This window comes from Kribbella sp. NBC_00709, from assembly GCF_036226565.1.
Classification (GTDB): Bacteria; Actinomycetota; Actinomycetes; order Propionibacteriales; family Kribbellaceae; genus Kribbella.
Window position 1 is genome coordinate 6,914,030 of record NZ_CP108996.1, and the last position, 19,560, is coordinate 6,933,589.

The window sequence follows — 19,560 nt, forward strand, 5'->3', positions numbered from 1 at the left end:
TGAATCCTGAGACCCGATCTCACGATGTGGCTATCTCTAGCAGTCTGGTCGAGATTGATCCGGGCGTGGAACCTGTCGTACAAGAACTCTTGCACAAGAGTTCTTGTGGAAGCTACGGTGCCGTCCATGACACCCGCCAACCGCCGGACCGTGACGCCGTCCGTGCTCGCCGCGATCCACCATCCGCTCCGCCGCCGGCTGCTCGATCTGATCCACCTCGACGGCCCCGCGACCGCCTCCCGGCTGGCCGAGGCCACCGGCGAACTGGTCGGCAACATCAGTCACCACCTCAAGGTTCTGAGCGCGGCAGGGGTGATCGTCGAGGCCCCTGAGCTGGCCAAGAACCGCCGCGAGCGCTGGTGGAAGCTCGGCGACACGTCGTCGTACTCGTGGTCGATCGCGGACGCCCAGGGCGACCCGGCCGGCGAGCTGGTCGCGGCCACCGCCGAGGATCAGAACCTGGCCCATCACGTCGGCAAGGTGCGCCAGTGGTTCGACATCCGGTACGAGTTCGACGAGCCCTGGGTGCGGGCGGCGTACGCGACCGAGAGATGGCTCACATTGACGTCCGAGCAGCTGGTCGAGCTGAGTGAGCGGATCGAGGATCTGGTCCGCGAGTACCACGACAATCCCGCCGAAGGTGAGGATGCCCACCGGGTCTTCTTCTTCGCCCACGCGGTCCCGGCGCGACCATGAGCACGACGGTCTTCCCGCCGCTCCGGAGAGACCGTCGGGTGCACGGATGGATCATGTCGGCCGCGGTGTCGCAGGCCGGCGACATGGCCTGGTTCGTCGGCCTCGCGTGGAGCGCCGCCCAGGTCACGACCCCGGCCGGCGCCGGTCTGGTGATGGGCATCGGTGCGCTGCCGAAGGCGCTCGTCCTGCTGTACGGCGGCGCGCTCGCGGACCGGTTCGACGGCCGGCGCACGATGATCCTCGCCAACCTGGCCCGGATCGTCGTACTCACGGTCGCTTCGATCGTGGTGGCGGTCTCGGGACTGTCCCTCGCCGTACTGCTCACCGTGGCGGTCGTGTTCGGCGCGGTCGACGCGCTGTACACCCCGGCCTCCGGCACGTTGCCGCGGCGGATGGTCCGGTCGGAGGACCTGGTGAAGCTGTCGGCCGGTTCGCAGCTCGCGCAGCGGCTGGCGATCTTCGCGGGCGCCCCGCTCGGCGGTCTGCTGGTCGCGCACGGCGGGCTGGTCACGGTGATGGTCGCCGATGCCGTGTCCTTCGTCGTGATCGCGATAGCACTGGCGTTCCTGGTGAAGCCTCGGCTCCCGCAGCCGGTCTCGACCGGCCGGTCGATCCGCGCGGATCTGCGCGACGGGTTCGCCTACCTGAAGCGGGACGGCCGGGCGCGGACGTTGGTGATCGCGTTCTCCGGGCTGAATCTGTGTGTCGGTCCGGTCCTGGCTGTCGGCCTGGTGCAACGCACGCATGTCGCAGGGTGGGGCTCGGCCTGGTTCGGATGGTTCGAGGCGTGCTCGGGGATCGCGGCGGCGGCCGGGGCCGTGGTGGCGATGCGCTGGAAGCCGGCTGATCTCGCCCGGTCGGGGCTGCTCGTGCTGGTCGTCCAGGCGGCCGGTTGCGCGATGATCGGCGTGGTGCCGAAGTACGGGATCTTCGTCGCGATGGCGATGATCGGCTGCACGGCCGGGATCGCGTCCGCGCAGTTGTCGGCGGCGTTCCAGCAGTCCGTCGACCCGGCGTACCTGGGTCGCAGTTTCAGCATCGTGAACCTGTCCGACGAGGCGATCATGCCGCTCGCGATGACCGGCTTCGGCGCGTTGATCAGCGTGTCGAGCATCCCGATCGCGTGCGCGCTGGTCGGGGTTCTGTTCGCCACGCTGGTGCTGTGGGCCGCGGTCCGGGTCAACCGCTGAGGTCTGTACTCCGGCAGGCCGGTGCGCTACCGTCCCGATCAGCGATAGGAAACCTTCCTAACGATTGGGGAGATCGTGAGGTCGTGGCGTCGGGTCGGGGCGATCGTGGTGGCCGCCGCGTTGGCGGTGGGACCGGTGAGTACGGCGCAGGCCGCACCGGGTGGAGCAGTGCGGGTGAACCAGCTCGGGTACGGCGCGTTCGACAGCAAGGCGGCGTACGTTCTGAGTCGTGGGGTCGCGAGTCGATTCGACGTCGTCGACCGGTACGGGCGGCGCGTGCTCAGCGGTCGGGTCGGCAAGGACGTGGGGGAGTGGAACGCGGCGTACCCGCACGTCTATCAGCTGGATCTGTCCGCGCTGAAGGTGCCCGGTCACTACCGGATCGAGGTGCCGGGGGTCGCGTCGGCCGGGTTCGACGTGCGTGCGTCGTCGGATCGGCTGCTGACGAGCGCCAAGGACAAGGCTGTGCAGTTCTTCACGGCGCAGCGGGACACCGCTCACCGCAATGACTCGAAGGCGTTGGTCTACGCGATCCCTGAGTTCGTGGATCCGGACAGCGACCAGACGGTGGGTGAGCTGCAGCGGATCGGCGGCCCGGTCGACGTCAGCGGTGGCTGGTACGACGCGGGCGACTACCTGAAGTTCACGCACATCGCGGCGTACTCGGAGTCGTTGCTGTGGGCATCGGTTCGGGACAAGCCGGATCGTCAGGTCCTCGCGGAGGCGCGGCACGGGCTGGACTGGCTGGACAAGATGTGGGACCAGCGGACCGGGACACTGTACATCCAGGTCGGCGTCGGGGCCGGCAACGACACCGAGACGTACATCGGCGACCACGACATCTGGCGGCTGCCGGGCGTCGACGACCACCTCACCGATCCGTCGGAGCGGTTCCTGCGGAACCGGCCGGTGTTCCGCGCTGCCGCGCCGGGCAAGCCGATCAGTCCCAACCTGGCCGGCCGCACGGCGGCGGCGTTCGCGCTGGCCGCGCAGGTCGAGCCGAACCGTGCGGATGCGCGCCGGCATCTCGAGACGGCCGCGCAGATCTTCGCGCAGGCGCAGACCAAGAGTGTCGGGCAGTTGGTGACGTCGCTGCCGTTCGCGTTCTATCCGGAGACGGCGTGGCGGGATGACCTGGAGCTCGGTGCGACCGAGCTGGCGTTGGCAGCCAAGCGTTTGGGTGATCCGCGGGCTGGGGGTTGGCTGAAGCAGGCCGGGTACTGGGCTTCGCAGTACCTCGAGCATGAGGCCGGCGGGGACACGCTGAACCTGTACGACGTGAGCGCGCTGGCGCATGCGGATCTCATCAAGGCGGCGCGGACCGATCGGCCGTTGGTGCGCGAGCTGGCCGGGGATCTGCGATCCCAGTTGGAGATCGGGGCGGCGCGGTCGGCGGCCGATCCGTTCCGGGCGGGAGCGCAGTACGCCGAGTTCGACGCCGTACCGCACACGTTCGGGCTGGCTACGACTGCTCGCCTGTATGCGCGGGCGACCGGCGACCACCGGTACGACGCGTTCGGGCAGCAGCAGCTCGACTGGGCGTTCGGGGCGAATGCTTGGGGCGTCTCGTTCATGATCGGCGTGGGCCAGGACTTCGAACGCTGCCCACACCATCAGATCGCGAACATCACCGGACACGAGCTCACCGGAGCGGTCGTCAACGGCCCGAACTCCGCCGATCTTTTCACGGACGGCCTCGACGATTATCTGGACGGGATGACTCCGTGCCCATCGGATGCGTCCGATCCGTATGCGCAGTACACCGGTCACGATTCGCGGTACGTGGACGACGTACGGTCCTGGCAGACCGCCGAACCGGCCGACGACTTCGCCGCGATCGCGGTCTATGCGCTGACGTAAACTCGCGCGGGTGGCCGGCTGGGAATTGACCCTCGACGAAGTCCTCCTCGCGGGATGACGGGTCGTCTCCGTACTGCGCGTGGGATTGCGGCCGCTGTTGGATCTGGGGCTGTGAGTGCGGTTGAGGTCGTCGCGGAGGCAGTCGCTGCGGCTGAGCGGCTTGATCCGGTGCTGCACTTCCTGGAGGAGTTGGATGCTGGGGCGCTGGCTGCAGCTGAGCGGGTGCAGCCGGGTGGGCCGTTGGCCGGAGTACCGTTCCTGATCAAGTCGCGGACGCCGGCGGACGCGCCGATCATCGCTCGACTGGTTGCCGCCGGCGCGGTGCCGATCGGGTGGTCTACCCGGGCCCGGCCGGGTGCACAGTCGCTGACTTTCGGGTGGAACGGGACGGACTACACCCGCAATCCGTGGGACCTGTCGCGATCACCTGGCGGTTCGACCGCCGGTGGGGCGGCGGCTGTGGCGGCCGGCGTCGTACCGCTTGCGACGGGTGGTGACAGCGGTGGGTCGTTGCGGATCCCGGCCTCGTTCTGCGGTGTGGTCGGCTTCAAGGGCACGTACGGCCGCATCCCACGGCCTGGCGGTCGTCCACTCGGCGGCCTGACCACCGCCGGGTTCATCGGCGCGGACCTCGACGACGTGATCGTTGCCACGAGCATCGCCAGCGGCCCGCACCGCCTGGATCCAACCGCCCTACCGCACTGGCCGGTCCCAGCGCCGCAGGATCGGGGTGCGTGGCGGGTTGCGTATCGGGCGACGCTTGGTGCGTGTCCGGCGGATCCGGCTGTTGACCGGGTGCTGCGCGACCGGCTGACGGAGGCCGGCGTCGAGTTGGTCGACGTACCTCTGGAGCTCGAGTCGACGGACGAGGCGTGGCAGGTGCTGTCCGGGCTGGACAACGGACGGGGTGCGAGCGCGACTGCGGCCAACCGGGCTCGGCAGATCCGCGACCACAACAACACCGCGCTCGCCGATCTGTTTGCCGAGGTGGATCTGCTGGTTACGCCGACCACGTTGACTGTTGCTCATGGCTACGATCAGCACGAGGAGAGCATCGTGACCGGGGATCCGTGCTGGGTGTTCAACGTGACTGGGCATCCCGCGGTGAGTGTCCCGGCCGGTCTGGCGGACGGGTTGCCGGTGGGCGCTCAGGTGGTCGCGCCGCATGGTTCGGATGCGGTTGCCCTTGCGATGGCTCGGCAGCTCCAGGTAGCCCTCCTGCCGCCACCGATCCGTTGACCGGTGGCGGGAGTGCCTTGGCCACGACGTCGATCGCTGACGCGAGGGTTCGGTTCGGCGTGGTTTCGCCGCGGGCGGTAGGGGAGCGGAGCGGCTCGGGCTTCACGAAGTCCGAGACGGCGGCAACGACCTCCGGGGTGTAGACATCGTGGCGGGCCGCGGCGGTCGGCGTGGTCGAGGGGGCGGGCGGCCGGATCGCTTCCTTCAGCTCCGTACGCAGGAACTTGAACAGTTCCTTGGCGCGCAGGACCCGGCTGCGGCGGAGGACGTGGAGCTCACCGGACAGCGACGCCTTCTCCCGCCAGCTGACGTCGAACATGATCCGGCCCAGCCGGAAGCCTGCGTTCGTCTCGCCGCCGGGATATCCCCGCGCCCCACCGTCGGTGAAGAACTCGCTGTAGAACGCCCCTTCGTCGTCGAACTTCAGTACGTTCCACGCCCGGTACGGATCCGTCGGCAGCTCGCCGCGGACCCACGCCTCATCCATCAGCGCGTGCGACTGCGCGTTCAGCGGCCGATGCCCGACATAGCGGTACTGCGGACGCTCACCGCGGCGGCGGCGTTCGTACTCCGCGATGATCTGCGGCCACTCGTCCGCCGACACCGCCCGCGCCAGCCGCGACGCGAACGAGGTCCGTGCCCGCAGCTCGGCCCGCGAAGTCACCGGATGATCCGTCCGACCGGTCATCGTCTCAAGCTTGTCCATCACGAAGGTCTTGCCGTGCGGGCCGATCCGCTCCCACCGGGTGACCTTCAGGGACGGCCGGTCGGGTCCACCGGTGACGGCGTTCAGCGCGCGCAGGGCGGCGATGCCGAAGCGGTACAGCGGGACGCGTCGACGCATGATGCGCGTCTCCCACCGCGTTCGGTACTCGCTGTCCAGCCACGCCGTACCGACGAGCTTCTTGGCCTCGCGGCGCCTCACCGCGGATGCTCCGCCCGCCACCCTTTGATCATCTGGTCCATGTCGGTGTGGATGAACGCGAAGAAGTCGGCGGCCTCGGTGAGGCGTTGGCCGACGGGGGTGTCGAGGCCGAAGAGCTCCGCGCCGGAGCGGCTGGTCGACTCCCACTCGCCGAGCCCCTGGTTGCGGCGCTCGAGGATCGCGGCGAAGACGTCCTCCCGGATGCGGTAGTGGTCCTTGCGGGAGCCGGGCAGCCGCTCGCGGGTGATGAACGAGACCTGGAGCAGTTGGCGGACCGCGCCGGACACGGCCGGCTGGCTGATCTTCAGGGCACCGGCCAGCTCGGCGGCGGTCATCGTGCCGTTCGGGCTGACCAGCATCGCGCCCATCACCCGGGCGGACATCGTCGGGACGCCGCTGTTGGCCAGGACGCCGGCGAACCGCTCGACGAACTGGCTGATCTGTTCCGGGCTCGGTTCCTGCGCCATGGTTGAAGCTTACAGTGATTTGATTTATCGCAACTATCACAAACTTCTGATAATTTGTATTCATGACCTCAACCCCCGACGCCGAAGGGCCGACGCTGACCGGCGCCCGCCGCTTCGGAGTACTCATCGCGCTCTGTCTCGCGGTCCTCGTCCTCGGCCTGGACACGACCGTGCTCAACGTCGCGCTACCGACGCTGGCCAAGGACCTCGACGCCTCCACCAGCCAGCTGCAGTGGATGGCCAACAGCTACAACCTCGTACTCGCGGCGCTCCTGCTGCCGGCCGGTCTGCTCGGGGACCGGTACGGGCGGCGCAAGATCATCGCGATCGCGCTCACCCTGTTCGGCGCCGCCTCGCTGGCCTGTGCGTTGGCCGACTCGGCCGGGACCCTGATCGCGGCCCGGGCCTTCCTCGGCATCGGCGCGGCGATGATCGTCCCGGTCGCGCTCTCCCTGATCACCGTGCTGTTCCGGACCGAGCAGGAGCGGCAGAAGGCGATCGGCTTCTTCGTTGTTGCCAACAGCATCGGTATGCCGCTCGGCCCGATCGTCGGCGGCCTGCTGCTCGACCACACCGGCTGGCAGTGGATCTTCTTCATGAATGTGCCGATCGCGCTGATCGCGGCCGTCGCGGTCACGCTGCTGGTGCCGGAGACGCGGAGCTCGCAGCGGCCGGCCATCGACTGGCTCGGCATCGTGCTCTCCAGCGCCGGTCTCGCGTCGCTCGTGTACGGCGTGACGAAGGCCGGCGAGACCTCGTGGACCGCCGGTGTCACGCTGGCCTTCGTCGGGCTGGCCGTCGTACTGCTGGCAGGGTTCCTGCTGTGGCAGCGGCGGAACACCGAGCCGCTGATCGAGCTGCGGTTGTTCGGCGAGCGGGTGTTCACCGGTGGCGCGGTGCTGCTCACGGTCGCGGGGTGCGCGATCTTCGGGTTGCTGTTCACGATGCCGCAGTACTTCCAGGGCATCAACGGATCCGATGCGCTGCACACCGGCCTGAAGCTGCTGCCGTTCATCGGTGGGCTGACGGTCGGCGCGAAGGTGGCCGAACCGGTGGAGGCAAAGGCAGGCACCCGGGTGGTGGTGCTGATCGGGTTCGTGGTGATGGCGGCCGGGTACGTCCTCGGCGCCTTCACGGACCTCAGTACCGGATACGGGTACACCGCGATCTGGTTCGTGGTCGTCGGGTTCGGTCTCGGCTGTTCGATGCCGCAGGCAATGAACGCGGCGCTCGGCGTACTCGACCCGGAGCGGGCGGGGACCGGATCCGGTCTGCTGCAGGCGTTCCGTCAGGTCGGCGGCACGGTCGGTGTGGCGGTCCTCGGGACGGTGCTCAACTCGGTCTACCGCAACAACGTCGACACGACCGGTCTGCCCGCCCAGGCCGCCGACGCGGTCGAGAAGGGAGTCAGCGGTGGGCTCGCAGTGGCGACGAAGACCGGCTCGACCGAGTTGCTGAGCAGCGTCCGGGACGCGTTCATGACCAGCCTCAACACCACCATGTGGGTATCGGCGGGCATCGGAGTCGGGGGCGCCGTACTGGCGGCGACGCTGATGCCGCAACGGGTCGCGAAGCCGCCACAGGACGCCCTGGTCGGCGTCCAGAAACAGGACGCCTGAAAGCAGCAGCGCCCGCTCCCGGTGGGGTGAGCGGGCGCTGCTGTTCTGGCGTCAGTTGAGCACGAGGCCCGGGTACAGCGGGTGCTTCTCGAGGATCTCGGCCGAGGCGGCGCGAGTCTTGTCGGCGACGCCGTCCGCCAGGACGTACTTCGCCTTCGACGGCGCGCCCGCGGACGTGGTCGTCGGGGTGGTGGCGGACAGCACGTCCACGATCAGCTCGGCGACCCGGTCGAACTCGTCGGCGCCGAAGCCCCGCGTGGTGAGCGCCGGCGTACCGATCCGGACGCCCGAGGTGTACCAGGCGCCGTTCGGGTCGCGCGGTACGGCGTTGCGGTTGGTGACGATGCCCGCGTCGAGCAGCGCCGACTCGGCCTGCCGGCCGGTGATGCCGTACGACGAAACGTCGAGCAGCACGAGGTGGTTCTCGGTGCCGTCCGTGACCAGCTTCACGCCCCGCTTCATCAGGCCCTCGGCGAGCGTGACCGCGTTGTCGGCGACGGCCTGCGCGTAGGTCTGGAACGACGGCTGCCGCGCCTCGGCCAGCGCGACCGCCTTCGCGGCCATCGTCTGGCTCAGCGGGCCGCCCAGCACCATCGGGCAACCGCGGTCGACGGACTCGGCGTACTCCGGCTGGCAGAGCACCATGCCGCCGCGCGGGCCACGCAGCGACTTGTGCGTCGTGGTCGTGGTGACGTGCGCGTGCGGGACCGGGTCGAAGTCGCCGGTGAACACCTTGCCCGCGACCAGGCCGGCGAAGTGCGCCATGTCGACCATCAGCGTCGCGCCGACCTCGTCGGCGATCTCCCGCATCGTGGCGAAGTTCACCTTGCGCGGGTACGCCGAGTAGCCGGCGATCAGGATCAGCGGCTTGAACTCGCGGGCCTTGCGGGCGACCTCGTCGTAGTCGAGCAGGCCCGTCTCCGGGTCGGTGCCGTAGGAGTGCTGGTTGAACATCTTGCCGGAGATGTTCGGCCGGAAGCCGTGTGTCAGGTGGCCGCCGGCGTCGAGCGACATGCCGAGCATCTTCTGGTCGCCGAGCGCCTTGCGGAGCTTGGTCCAGTCCTCGTCGGTCAGGTCGTTGACGTGCTTCGCGCCCGCCTCGGCCAGCGCCGGGGACTCGATCCGCTGGGCCAGGATCGCCCAGAAGGCGACCAGGTTCGCGTCGATGCCGGAGTGCGGCTGGACGTAGGCGTGCGGGGCGTCGAACAGGGCCCGCGCGTGGTCGGCGGCGGTCTGCTCGACGGTGTCGACGTTCTGGCAGCCGGCGTAGAAGCGGTGGCCGATGGTGCCCTCGGCGTACTTGTCCGAGAGCCAGTTGCCCATCGTCAGCAAGGTGGCGGGGGAGGCGTAGTTCTCGCTCGCGATCAGCTTGAGCGAGGACCGCTGGTCGGCCAGTTCGGCCTTGATCGCGCCGGCGATGGTCGGCTCGACCGCGGCGATCACCTGCAGCGCGTTGTTGTACGCGGCCGACGCGGCGGCAGCGTCGAAGGATGCGGCGGTGTCGGAGGATTCAGGCATCGTTGTCTCTCCTGCGGTTGCAGTGGGTCGAAGGCACCCAGGCGCACGGTGCCGACGGTTTTCGCTCCCCGGTGGTTCTCCACCTCAGCGCGCCAGTCGCGACCCGCTCACCCTATCGTGCGCTCGACGATCTGCTGGAACGGTGTCGTCCGCGGAAGGGTCCCGAACACACCGCCCCAGTCGTTGGCCAGCCGGGACGCCACGAACGCGTCCGCGACGGCCGGCGTCGAGTGCCGGATCAGCAGCGACGCCTGCAGGCACAGGGCCATCCGGGCCGCCAGCCGGCGGGCTCCCGCCTCGGCGCCTTCGATGTGAGCAAGCGCTTGCAGTACGTCGTTCACGGCCGCATCCAGCCGGTCGTCGGCGCCCTGGACCGCGCTCAACTCGAGCAGCCAGGCCTCGAGCGACTCGGGTCGCCTGAGGGCACGCAGTACGTCGAGCGCGTTGACGTTCCCGGAGCCTTCCCAGATCGAGTTCAGCGGCGACTCGCGGTACAGCAGCGGCAGCCCGGACTCCTCGACGTACCCGTTGCCGCCGAGGCACTCCAACGCCTCCGCCGCCATGAACGGCGTCCGCTTACAGACCCAGAACTTCGCCAACGGAAGCGCGATCCGCCGGAACGCCGCGTCCTTCGGGTCCGAGGAATCGACAGCAGCCGCGAGACGCATAGCCAGGGCTGTGGCGGCCTCGCTCTCGATAGCCAGGTCCGCCAGCACGTTCTGCATGGCCGGCTTGTCCGCCAGCAGGCCGCCGAATGCGGAGCGGTGCTGGGTGTGCCAGATCGCCTCGACCAGTGCGCGCCGTTGGAGTGCCGCGGAGCCGAGGACGCAGTCCAGCCGGGTGGCGGCGACCATCTCGATGATGGTGCGAACACCGGCGCCCTCGGCACCCAGGCGGTACCCGATGGTCCCGTGGAACTCGACCTCGCTGGACGCGTTCGACCGGTTGCCGAGCTTGTCCTTCAGCCGCTGCAGCGCGAACGGGTTCCGGTTGCCATCGGCAAGCACCCGCGGTACGACGAAGCAGCTCAGCCCGTCCGGCGCCTGCGCCAGTACCAGGAACACGTCCACCTGCGGCGCGGAGCAGAACCACTTGTGGCCGTTGAGCTGATATTCACCGTCACCGACCGGCGTCGCGGTGGTGAGATTCGCCCGTACGTCGGAGCCGCCCTGCTTCTCGGTCATCCCCATCCCGGCCAGCGCACCGTGCTTCTCGGCGACCGGCAGCCGGCGGACGTCGTACTGCGTCGAGGCGAGCTGCGGGATCCACTCCTTCGCGAGGCGCTCGTCCGCGCGGAGCGCCGGCACTGCGGCGTACGTCATCGAGATCGGGCAGCCGTGCCCCGGCTCGACCTGGGACCACAGGTAGAACCCTGCTGCCCGGGTCAGATGCGGCGCCGGCCGATCGCTGGTCCACGGAGCCGCCTGCAGCCCGAAGCCGACGGCCTGCTGCATCAGCCAATGCCACGAGGGGTGGAACTCGACCTCGTCGATGCGGTTCCCGTACCGGTCGTGGGTGCGCAGGACCGGCGGGTTCTGGTTCGCCGGGAGCGCGTGCGCCCGGGCCTCCTCGGACCCCGCCAGCTCGCCGATCCGGTGCAGACCGGGGTCGTCGGCGAGGTCGGCGTACGGACGCAGAGCGTCACCGAGCGCCGCATCCCGGGTGAAGAAGTTCACGCCCCGCAGTGGGGGAGCCTGATTCGTTACCGCGAATGGGTCCGCCATGTCAGTACGGTAAGCGGTATGGCACGTTCTGGGGCAGGACCCACTGGTGGGAGCTCCCTCTCATTGGCATGGGTTCGCCGGATCCCCGCGACGACTTGGCGGCTGATCACCCAGACCGTCGGGGTGTGTCTGCGGTACCGCGTCACCGGGCTGGCCGCGGAGGGGGCGTTCTTCGCGATCCTCTCGCTGCCGCCGCTGATCTTCGGGCTGGCCGGCTCGCTCGGTTACATCGCGAGCAAATGGTTCGAGGTCGAGACGATCAACGACGTCAAGCAGCAGATCGTCGACCTGGCCGCCCAGGCGCTGACCGACGACTCGATCAAGAGCGTCATCTCGCCGACCCTCGACCAGGTGCTGAACGGCGGCCGGCCGGACGTGATCTCGATCGGCTTCGTGCTCTCGCTCTGGTCCGGCAGCCGCGCGCTGAACGTGTTCGTCGACACCATCACGATCATGTACGGGATGGGCGGCAAGCGCGGCATCGTCCGGACCCGCGCGCTGTCGTTCAGCCTGTACTGCGCGGCGCTGATCATCGGTGTGATCGTCCTGCCGCTGGTGCTGGCCGGTCCGGACGCCGTCGACGCGCTGCTGCCGCACCGGCTCGACTTCCTGAACCAGCTGTACTGGCCGGTCGTCACGATCCTGTCCGCGGGCTTCTTGAACACCCTGTACCACCTGTCGGTGCCGATCCGGACGCCGTGGGTCTCCGACCTGCCCGGCTCGTTCCTGGCGCTGTCGATCTGGATCCTGGGCAGCTTCGTATTGCGGTGGGTCCTGCAGAGCACGGTCGGCGGTACGTCGATCTACGGTCCACTGGCCGCGCCCATCGCCGTACTGATGTGGCTGTACATGACAGCTATCGCGGTACTGATAGGTGCGGCGCTGAATGCTGTCGTGGACCGGCTGTGGCCGCACAAGCAGCATGTCGCCGAGGTCAAGCAGGCCGAGGCCGACGAGCCGGACGAGGTCGAGCCGGTGATGAAGGCCGAGCCGGAGCCGCACCACGAGCACTCGCTGACGCCGGTGGAGTCCGACGAGCGCCCGGAGGCCGAGGTGGCGCGCAAGCTCGAGGAGCTGGCCGAGCGGCCGCTCAAGACTCCACCCGCTGAGCCACCCGCCAAGCCGGCTGCGGCGCCAGCCACTAAGCCATCTGCCGAGCCATCTGCGGCGCCGTCTGCCGAGCCGGTGCGGAAGCCGGCGTCGGTCGGAAAATCCGGTGCGCAGAGCGACACCGACGACCTAGTCTGACCACATCGCACGGTCCCTGGCTCGGGACCGACCGGACCGGAAGGGAGGCACCCGCCATGAGCTACGACGAGGCCCAATGGGCCGCTGTCTCCCACACCGTCCGTCCGCTGAGCTGAGCTCGCTGCCGGACCCTCTGAAAGGTTCGCCGCATGTCAGCCACACTCCAGGCTCTGGGACTCGACAGTTCCACGGCCGAGGTTCTGCAGTCCGTCCCGGACGAGCTGGTCCCGGGACGCGTCGCCCGGGTCGACAAGGGCCTGGCGACTGTTTTCACCGAGGACGGTCCGGTCCGCGCCAGCTGGTCCGGTGCACTCCTCACCGCCATCGCTTCTGACTCGCAGGCCGGCCCGTGTACAGGGGACTGGGTCGTACTGCGATTCTGGCCGGACGACCGCATCACGGTCGAGTCAGTGCTGCCACGCCGTACCTCGATCGTGCGGGCGGAGGTCGGCGGGTCGTCGCGCGGGCAGGTGCTCGCGTCGAACGTCGATGTGATCGCGATCGTCGTCGGTCTGGTCCCGGAGCCGAACATCGTGCGGATCGAGCGGTTCATGGCGCTGGCCTGGGAGAGCGGCGCGCGGCCGGTCGTCGTACTCACGAAGTCCGACCTTGTCGGGGACGCCGACTCCGTGGCAGAGGACGTAGCGCTGGCTGCGCCGGGTGCCGACGTACTGGTGTGCAGCGCGACCACTGGTGCAGGCATGGACGACGTACGGGCGCTGGTGGACGGGGATGCCACTCTGGCGTTGCTGGGGTCCAGTGGAGCGGGCAAGTCGTCGCTGGTCAACGCACTAGCCGGCGTGGAGCTGCTGGACGTGCAAGACATCCGTGAGGATGGGAAGGGCCGCCATACGTCGGTGCGGCGCGAGCTGATCGTGCTACCGACTGGTGGGGTCGTCATCGACACGCCTGGGCTGCGGGGGATCGGTCTGCAGGAGTCCGGGGAGGGGCTGGCGGCAGCGTTCCCGGACATCACCGGGCTGGCGGAGCAGTGCAAGTTCAAGGACTGCTCGCATGTGATGGAGCCTGACTGTGCGGTGCGGGCGGCGCTGGACGACGGGTCGCTGCCGTACCGGCGGTACGAGAGCTGGGTGAAGCTGCAGCGGGAGGCGGCGTACATGGCCCGTCGTGCGGACATCCGCCTCCGGAACGAGATGAAGAAGGAGTGGGTCCGCGCCAGCAAGTCCTACCGCCGCGACCACAAGCCACGACCCTGATGAAAAGATCACCTGCATGAGCCGAGCTGTGCTGGTGACTGGGGCATCGCGGGGGATCGGGGCGGCGACGGCGCGTGCGTTCGCCGCCGCAGGTGATCGGGTGGCGGTGCATTACAGCTCGTCTGCCGATGCGGCCGCTCAGGTACTGAAAGAGTTGCCCGGCACAGGTCATGTCGCCGTGCATGCGGACCTCGCCGATCCGGACGCGATTCAGGCGATGGTCGAAGAGGCAGCTGGGGTGCTGGGCAGCATCGACGTACTGGTGAACAACGCCGGCCTGTACGTGCCGCACCGGATCCGCGACACGACGTACGCCGAGTGGCAGCAGGCGTGGGCCGACACCCTCGCGGTGAACCTGGTCGGCCCGTCCAACGTGACCTGGTGCGCGGTCCGGCACATGGGCCGCGGCGGCCGGATCGTCAACGTCTCGTCCCGCGGCGCCTTCCGCGGCGAGCCGAACCAGCCGGCGTACGGCGCCTCGAAGGCCGCGATCGTCTCCTTCACCCAATCGCTGGCCCGAGCCCTGGGACCCGAAGGCATCGCCGTCACGGCCATCGCCCCCGGCTGGACGGTCACCGACATGGCTGCCGTGAACCTGGCCGGCGAAGGCTACGACCGCCGTCGCCTGGAGAGCCCTCTCGAACGAGTGGCCGACCCCTCCGAGGTCGCCGCAGCAATCCTGTACCTGGCATCTGCAGAAGCTGAGTTCGCCACCGGCACCGTCCTGGACTTCAATGGCGGCTCGTACCTGCGCATGTAAACCAGTCGCCGCACACCCGGGGGACTGGCTAAGGTCCACCTCGTGCATCGAATCATCACCCCGCCGGCCGCCGCTTAGCGGACGGCTTCACACGCTCAGGTCGCTCTGACCTGAGCTCCTTCGGGCTGTTCGCAAACGCCCCACCATTCACCGCGAACACCCCGGAGCACCCGATGCACTCCCGTCTCTCAACCAGACGCGCTCTGATCTACGTCGTCATCGCAGCCCTAGCCTGGGGCACCGGCGGCCCAACAGGCGCACTCCTCCACCAGTACGCCGGACTGACCCCCACAGCCACATCCTTCTGGCGCCTAGCCGCGGCAGCCCTCTGGCTAGCACTAGCCCGCCGCCTGACCCACCGAGGCCCCGCTCGCCCCGTGCTAGCCGCAACCCCACTCCGCCACCTACTGAGCGGCGCCGGCCTGGCCCTGTGCCAACTCGGCTACTTCGCCGCCATCCCCCGAGTAGGCGTAGGCATAGCCACAGTCCTGGCCCTAGGCGCTGCCCCCATCCTCATAACCCTCGCAACCCGAGAACGCCTAACCCCAGCAGTCTTCGCAGCCCTAGCCGGCCTGACCCTCCTGACAACCACCACCGGCACCGCCAACCTCACCGGCGTAGCAGCAGCCCTCCTATCAGCAGCCGGCTACTCCACAACAACCCTCTTGAACCGCAACACCCCAGACCCCCTAACCACAGCATTCCTGGGCTTCCTCACAGGCGCTGCGTTCCTACTGCCCTTCGCCGGCCTACCCACAACCACCACAGGCTGGCTACTGATCGCCTACTTCGGCCTGATCCCGACAGCCCTCGCCTACACCCTCTTCTACACAGGCCTAAGAGCCTTGCGGGCCTCCACCGCGTCGGTAATCGCCCTACTAGAACCAGTAGTAGCCACAGCCATAGGAGTAGCACTCTTCCAAGAACACCCAACCCCACTAGCCATCACAGGCGCCGCAATCCTCCTACTAGCAATCGCAACCCAACCCAAGAAATGACCTAACCGCCCACCCCGGCCTACGCCCGTGACCTAACCGCCCACCCCACCCCCGCCGCCGAGCGAAGCGAAGGCCCAGGGGGTGCGGGTGGCGGAGCCCCCGCCGCGCGGCAAGCGAAGCGCAGCCGCACAAATAACGAAGGCGAGCCGGCCTGCGCATTCCGCAGGCACAGCTCGCCTATCGCCTTCGTGGACGATACTGGGATCGAACCAGTGACCTCTTCCGTGTCAGGGAAGCGCGCTACCGCTGCGCCAATCGTCCAGGAAACTCAAGAGTACTGAGGTTTCGAGGTGGAGACGGGATTCGAACCCGTGTACACGGCTTTGCAGGCCGTTGCCTCGCCTCTCGGCCACTCCACCAGTGAAGCTGTTCGACATCTGAGGATGGTGGCCTGCCGAACCCTCTCCGAGCGGACGACCGGGTTCGAACCGGCGACCTCAACCTTGGCAAGGTTGCGCTCTACCAACTGAGCTACGTCCGCATCGCTCCGAACAGTTTCCCTCGGTGCGAGAGCAGAACAGTAGCGCACTTTCCGCCGGGACAAAAACCGGATTCCACGCCGTCGCGATCCGGGTACGACGAGCGCGAATCGCACCTCATCTGTCACACCTGTCCCACCGGATCTGTCTACTCGCCACGCCGTCGGATCATGCCTGCAACGACGCGAGATCAACGGTTTGCAGGTAGTCGGCATCGCCCCGGAGATCGATGGTTGCGACACGCCCGTCGACGACCGTGAAAGAGAACACAACGACTGGTTCGCCGCGCTGCATCCACACCAGTCCTGGCAGTCCGTCGACCAGCATGAGTTTGGCCGCCTGTGCCCGTCCGTTGAACGCGGCGGCGACCCGGTCGTGCCCGGTGATGCTCGCGGCGATCCCGCGCTCGCTGGCGCCGGCATCGGCCCGCATGACGACTTCGGGGTCGAGTACTTCGAGCAGTGCGGTGAAGTCCGCGTTGCGCGCGGCTGCCAAGAACGCACTGACCACTTCCTGCTGTCGAATCACATCCACGCTGGCGGGTTCCGGCGTACCCCTGACTCGGCGTCGTGCGCGGCTCGCGATCTGCCGTGCTGCCGCAGGTGACTTGCCGATGATCGGTGCGATGTCTTCGAACGGTACGGCGAACAGATCGTGCAGTACGAACGCCAGCCGCTCGGCCGGCGACAGCGTCTCCAGTACGACGAGCAACGCGAGTCCGACTGTATCTGCCTGCACCGCTTCGAGTTCTGGATCGGGTACGACGTCATCAGCGAGCACGGGGGAGTGGTCGCTGACAGGCAACTCCGGCCGACCGCGCCGGGTACGGAGCATGTCGAGGCAGATCCGCCCGACCACCGTGGTCAGCCAGCCGCCCAGGTTGTCGATTGTCCCGGTGTCGCTGCGGCTGAGCCGGATCCAGGTCTCCTGTACTGCGTCCTCTGCTTCGGGCTCAGAGCCTAGGATCCGGTACGCGACAGACCGCAGGCGGTCCCGGTTCTGCTCGAACCGTGTCGCCAGCCAGTCGTCGCTGTCCACATTCATCACTCTGCCACTCCACCTGTACGCCACGTGTCACACCGCACGGCCCAGCGCCGTCATGCGATTGACGGTCCACCAGGACTACATGTGACAGCAGAACGAAGAGGAGCAGGTCATGACGGCACCAGCCCGCCCGTTGCCGATACGCAAGCAGGACACCCTGCACCGCCTGGAGCAGGACGTCGACGCCTGGGTGTCCACGGCCTCGGCCGACGGTACGCCGTACCTGATGCCGCTGTCGTTCTTGTGGAGTGACGGGACGCTGTTGCTGTCGACGTCCGTCACCAACCCGACGGCCCGCAACCTGCAGGCGAATCCGCGCGTGCAGTTGACGGTGGGGGAGATGCGCGACGTCATCCACGTGACCGGGACTGTTGCGGTGGCGGACGTGAGCGATGCCGAAGGCGAGGCCTTCGCGGCCAAGGCCGGCTTCGACCCGCGGCCCTTGCGCAACTACCCGTTCTTCCGCGTCACACCCACCAAGATCCAGGCCTGGCGCGAGGTCGACGAACTGAAGGACCGTGTGCTCATGGATGCGGGAGTCTGGCTCGTCTAGCGCTCCTCAGGGTTGACTTCGAGTGCGCTCCAGCAAGCAAGCTGGAGGGCATGTTGTCTCGAACTATCGGAACCAGTGAAAGCAGCCGTACCGTCAGCGCGCTCTGCCTGGGCGCCATGAACTTCGGTACGTCGACACCGACCGACACCGCCATCGCGATCCTCGACCGCTTCGTGGAGGCAGGCGGGACGTTCATCGACACGTCGAACAACTACAACCAGTGGCACGGTCACGGCGGTGACAGCGAGGAGCTCCTGGGCCGCTGGATGCAGTCCCGCGGCAACCGTGACGAGCTGTTCATCGCCACAAAGTGCGGCGCACGTACCACCGTTCCTGGTGATCCAGATGACGCGCACTGGGAAGGACTCGGCGCGTCAGTAGTCGCCGAGGCAGTCAAGGGGAGTCTCAGTCGGCTGGGTGTTGACCAGATCGACTTGTACTACGCGCACATCGACGACCGGACTACGCCGCTGGACGAGACTGTCGCCGCCTTTGGCCAGCTGTCCGCCGACGGGGTCGTTGACTTGGTTGGCTGTAGCAACACGGCCACGTGGCGGCTGGATCGCGCCCGGCAGACCGCAGCTGCGCAAGGCGTAGCGCAGTACTCCGTGATCCAGCAGCACTCGAGCTACCTCTGGCCGAACCCGCCGTCCCTGCAGGGCGTTCGCCGGCACGGCACTCCGCACTTTCAGCACGCAGGTGTCGAGCACTTCGACTATCTGTCGGAGCACCCCGACGTGACGCTCGTTGCGTACCAGGCTCTGCTGACTGGCTCGTACACGCGTCCAGACCGCCCCTTCTCCGCTCAGCGCGGCTACGCGCACCCGACCGCCTACGTTCGCTACGAGGCTCTTCGCCAGATCGCCCACGACCTTGGCGTGACTCCGAACCAGGTTGTGCTGGCCTGGCTCCTGCACCACAACGTCATTCCACTCATCGGTGCGTCCTCACTCGAGCAACTGGAGGAGGCGCTCGCCGCAGTCGCCATCCAGCTCGACGCCAACCTGATGGATCAGCTGGACAACGCCTGACCGCGGACTGGTCATCTACGCTCCGCGGATGACTCGGTCGCCGAGGTCGGAGCGACGGTAGAGGATTGAGCGGCCGTGCCGGGCTGAGATGAGCAGACCGGCTGCGCGGAGTGCGCGCAGATGCTGGTTGACCGCGGTCGGTGTGACTCCGAGGCGTACGGCGAGCTCGGTCGACGATGTCGGCGTCTCGAGCAGCCTCAGCAACTGCGCACGAACACGGCCGATCAGGCCGACCAGGGCGGTCGGCGGTGTAGTTGTTCTGGTCTCCCACAGCGTTCCGAGACCGCGGGCCGGGTACATGATGTGCGGCGGCTCCTCGGGAGAGATCGGCGCCGCTGCGCGCCGGCTGAACAGCGACGGAGTGAGCGTCAGGCCGCGACCCGCGGTCGAGGTGCGGTAGGAAAGGTCGCTGCGCAGACGAATCTGCAGGACGGTGTCGTCGAGCCGCACATGTGGGTCGATCCCTGTGAACATCGCCGCCAGACCGGCCTGCGCTGTGACCCGGCCGCGGTAGACGACATCGGCCTCGAGTACCGTCCGCATCCGTGCCCAGTGCGGCTCGAAACAGGCATCCCAGTAGTCCTGCAGTGCCGCCAGTACCCGATCGAGCACCCGGTCGGGGCGACCCCGGAGTATCGGCGGGAGCGTGGCCGGATGGACCTCCGCGAGATCCGCGCGTACGACGCCTGCCGGTGTGCCCGTGAGCGCCGCCAGTTCGTCGTCGATCCTGCCGAGCGGTGTGTAAGGCCGCGGCGTCAGGAAGTCCGGCGTCCACAGTGACTCGTTGGTGAGCGCGCCGAGCATCTCTAGGTCGAGCCCGGCCCGCGCCGGTGCGGTGGCCCGCAGCCAGGGCAGTTGCAGTGGGAACCGGCCGGGATCGCGCAGGGTCCGCAGGGAGAGGACCAACTCGTTCAGCGGCGAGATCGCGAACCGCACCTCGCCGAGGTCGTTGCCCGCGAGCTCGTACTCGATCATGAAGCAATACGCTACAT

General features: G+C 68.2%; 16 protein-coding genes, 3 tRNA genes and 1 riboswitch. Of the genes, 11 read left to right on the plus strand and 8 right to left on the minus strand.

Features of this window, described 5'->3' with window-relative positions:
* The first annotated feature begins 126 nt into the window (after positions 1–126).
* The 4 genes from OHA18_RS33800 to OHA18_RS33815 all read left to right on the plus strand — a co-directional run bounded on the left by OHA18_RS33800 (position 127) and on the right by OHA18_RS33815 (position 4,985).
* Positions 127–696 carry an ArsR/SmtB family transcription factor gene (locus OHA18_RS33800; protein WP_328999411.1) on the plus strand — a complete coding sequence of 190 codons (570 nt, stop codon included), beginning with the start codon at positions 127–129 and terminating at the stop codon, positions 694–696.
* On the plus strand, positions 693–1,886 hold the full coding sequence (locus OHA18_RS33805; RefSeq protein WP_328999412.1) for an MFS transporter: 1,194 nt from the start codon (positions 693–695) through the stop codon (positions 1,884–1,886). Before OHA18_RS33800 ends, OHA18_RS33805 begins: the two co-directional genes overlap by 4 nt.
* Positions 1,887–1,961: 75 nt before the next feature.
* Entirely contained in the window at positions 1,962–3,746 is a 1,785-nt protein-coding gene (locus tag OHA18_RS33810; protein WP_328999413.1) for a glycoside hydrolase family 9 protein, read from the plus strand.
* A gap of 111 nt (positions 3,747–3,857) precedes the next feature.
* Entirely contained in the window at positions 3,858–4,985 is a 1,128-nt protein-coding gene (locus OHA18_RS33815; RefSeq protein WP_328999414.1) for an amidase, read from the plus strand.
* Between the two features lie 921 nt (positions 4,986–5,906).
* On the opposite strand, the gene OHA18_RS33820 is transcribed toward OHA18_RS33815, so the two are convergent.
* The gene (locus OHA18_RS33820; RefSeq protein WP_328999415.1) at positions 5,907–6,377 is read right to left on the minus strand and encodes a GbsR/MarR family transcriptional regulator; all 471 of its coding nucleotides are present in this window, start codon (positions 6,375–6,377) and stop codon (positions 5,907–5,909) included.
* A gap of 62 nt (positions 6,378–6,439) precedes the next feature.
* Between OHA18_RS33820 and OHA18_RS33825 the strand changes: the two genes are divergently transcribed.
* Positions 6,440–7,996 carry a DHA2 family efflux MFS transporter permease subunit gene (locus OHA18_RS33825; RefSeq protein ID WP_328999416.1) on the plus strand — a complete coding sequence of 519 codons (1,557 nt, stop codon included), beginning with the start codon at positions 6,440–6,442 and terminating at the stop codon, positions 7,994–7,996.
* 51 nt (positions 7,997–8,047) lie between these two features.
* On the opposite strand, the gene OHA18_RS33830 is transcribed toward OHA18_RS33825, so the two are convergent.
* Together OHA18_RS33830 and OHA18_RS33835 are read right to left on the minus strand one after the other, a co-directional pair.
* Positions 8,048–9,514 (minus strand): glycine hydroxymethyltransferase, encoded by a 1,467-nt coding sequence (locus OHA18_RS33830; RefSeq protein ID WP_328999417.1) that lies wholly within the window; start codon positions 9,512–9,514, stop codon positions 8,048–8,050.
* Positions 9,515–9,542: 28 nt separating this feature from the next.
* A riboswitch (ZMP/ZTP riboswitch) is annotated at positions 9,543–9,622 on the minus strand.
* On the minus strand, positions 9,622–11,238 hold the full coding sequence (locus tag OHA18_RS33835) for an acyl-CoA dehydrogenase family protein (protein ID WP_328999418.1): 1,617 nt from the start codon (positions 11,236–11,238) through the stop codon (positions 9,622–9,624). It overlaps the preceding riboswitch by 1 nt.
* Before the next feature lie 63 nt (positions 11,239–11,301).
* Here OHA18_RS33835 and OHA18_RS33840 point away from each other — a divergent pair, with 63 nt between their 5' ends.
* The 4 genes from OHA18_RS33840 to OHA18_RS33855 all read left to right on the plus strand — a co-directional run bounded on the left by OHA18_RS33840 (position 11,302) and on the right by OHA18_RS33855 (position 15,461).
* Positions 11,302–12,486, plus strand: a complete 1,185-nt coding sequence (locus OHA18_RS33840) for a YihY/virulence factor BrkB family protein (RefSeq protein ID WP_328999419.1) — start codon at positions 11,302–11,304, stop codon at positions 12,484–12,486.
* Between the two features lie 149 nt (positions 12,487–12,635).
* The gene (gene rsgA, locus OHA18_RS33845; protein WP_328999420.1) at positions 12,636–13,703 is read left to right on the plus strand and encodes a ribosome small subunit-dependent GTPase A; all 1,068 of its coding nucleotides are present in this window, start codon (positions 12,636–12,638) and stop codon (positions 13,701–13,703) included.
* A 16-nt stretch (positions 13,704–13,719) separates the two neighbouring features.
* Positions 13,720–14,463: an SDR family NAD(P)-dependent oxidoreductase gene (locus tag OHA18_RS33850; protein ID WP_328999421.1), complete on the plus strand. Its 744-nt coding sequence runs from the start codon at positions 13,720–13,722 to the stop codon at positions 14,461–14,463.
* 377 nt (positions 14,464–14,840) lie between these two features.
* Positions 14,841–15,461 carry a DMT family transporter gene (locus tag OHA18_RS33855; protein ID WP_328999422.1) on the plus strand — a complete coding sequence of 207 codons (621 nt, stop codon included), beginning with the start codon at positions 14,841–14,843 and terminating at the stop codon, positions 15,459–15,461.
* A 189-nt stretch (positions 15,462–15,650) separates the two neighbouring features.
* Here the strand turns inward: OHA18_RS33855 and OHA18_RS33860 are convergent.
* From OHA18_RS33860 to OHA18_RS33875, 4 genes are all read right to left on the minus strand, one after another.
* Positions 15,651–15,722, minus strand: a tRNA-Val gene (locus tag OHA18_RS33860).
* Positions 15,723–15,749: 27 nt separating this feature from the next.
* Positions 15,750–15,820, minus strand: a tRNA-Cys gene (locus OHA18_RS33865).
* Between the two features lie 49 nt (positions 15,821–15,869).
* Positions 15,870–15,942 (minus strand) — tRNA-Gly (locus OHA18_RS33870).
* A 166-nt stretch (positions 15,943–16,108) separates the two neighbouring features.
* Positions 16,109–16,984 (minus strand): sigma-70 family RNA polymerase sigma factor, encoded by an 876-nt coding sequence (locus OHA18_RS33875; protein ID WP_328999423.1) that lies wholly within the window; start codon positions 16,982–16,984, stop codon positions 16,109–16,111.
* A 112-nt stretch (positions 16,985–17,096) separates the two neighbouring features.
* Here OHA18_RS33875 and OHA18_RS33880 point away from each other — a divergent pair, with 112 nt between their 5' ends.
* Entirely contained in the window at positions 17,097–17,537 is a 441-nt protein-coding gene (locus OHA18_RS33880) for a pyridoxamine 5'-phosphate oxidase family protein (RefSeq protein ID WP_328999424.1), read from the plus strand.
* 50 nt (positions 17,538–17,587) lie between these two features.
* On the plus strand, positions 17,588–18,568 hold the full coding sequence (locus OHA18_RS33885) for an aldo/keto reductase (protein ID WP_328999425.1): 981 nt from the start codon (positions 17,588–17,590) through the stop codon (positions 18,566–18,568).
* A 15-nt stretch (positions 18,569–18,583) separates the two neighbouring features.
* Here OHA18_RS33885 and OHA18_RS33890 read toward each other — a convergent pair whose 3' ends face one another.
* The gene (locus OHA18_RS33890; protein WP_328999426.1) at positions 18,584–19,543 is read right to left on the minus strand and encodes an ArsR/SmtB family transcription factor; all 960 of its coding nucleotides are present in this window, start codon (positions 19,541–19,543) and stop codon (positions 18,584–18,586) included.
* Positions 19,544–19,560 lie beyond the last annotated feature (17 nt).

What these genes read in the sequence shown, in the direction of transcription:
- OHA18_RS33890 (WP_328999426.1), bottom strand. Translation starts at nt 19,543, where the DNA reads ATGATCGAGTACGAGCTCGCGGGCAACGACCTCGGCGAGGTGCGGTTC.
- OHA18_RS33875 (WP_328999423.1), bottom strand. Translation starts at nt 16,984, where the DNA reads ATGAATGTGGACAGCGACGACTGGCTGGCGACACGGTTCGAGCAGAAC.
- OHA18_RS33830 (WP_328999417.1), bottom strand. Translation starts at nt 9,514, where the DNA reads ATGCCTGAATCCTCCGACACCGCCGCATCCTTCGACGCTGCCGCCGCG.
- OHA18_RS33850 (WP_328999421.1), top strand. Translation starts at nt 13,720, where the DNA reads ATGAGCCGAGCTGTGCTGGTGACTGGGGCATCGCGGGGGATCGGGGCG.
- OHA18_RS33885 (WP_328999425.1), top strand. Translation starts at nt 17,588, where the DNA reads ATGTTGTCTCGAACTATCGGAACCAGTGAAAGCAGCCGTACCGTCAGC.
- OHA18_RS33820 (WP_328999415.1), bottom strand. Translation starts at nt 6,377, where the DNA reads ATGGCGCAGGAACCGAGCCCGGAACAGATCAGCCAGTTCGTCGAGCGG.
- rsgA (WP_328999420.1), top strand. Translation starts at nt 12,636, where the DNA reads ATGTCAGCCACACTCCAGGCTCTGGGACTCGACAGTTCCACGGCCGAG.
- OHA18_RS33800 (WP_328999411.1), top strand. Translation starts at nt 127, where the DNA reads ATGACACCCGCCAACCGCCGGACCGTGACGCCGTCCGTGCTCGCCGCG.
- OHA18_RS33835 (WP_328999418.1), bottom strand. Translation starts at nt 11,238, where the DNA reads ATGGCGGACCCATTCGCGGTAACGAATCAGGCTCCCCCACTGCGGGGC.
- OHA18_RS33880 (WP_328999424.1), top strand. Translation starts at nt 17,097, where the DNA reads ATGACGGCACCAGCCCGCCCGTTGCCGATACGCAAGCAGGACACCCTG.
- OHA18_RS33825 (WP_328999416.1), top strand. Translation starts at nt 6,440, where the DNA reads ATGACCTCAACCCCCGACGCCGAAGGGCCGACGCTGACCGGCGCCCGC.
- OHA18_RS33805 (WP_328999412.1), top strand. Translation starts at nt 693, where the DNA reads ATGAGCACGACGGTCTTCCCGCCGCTCCGGAGAGACCGTCGGGTGCAC.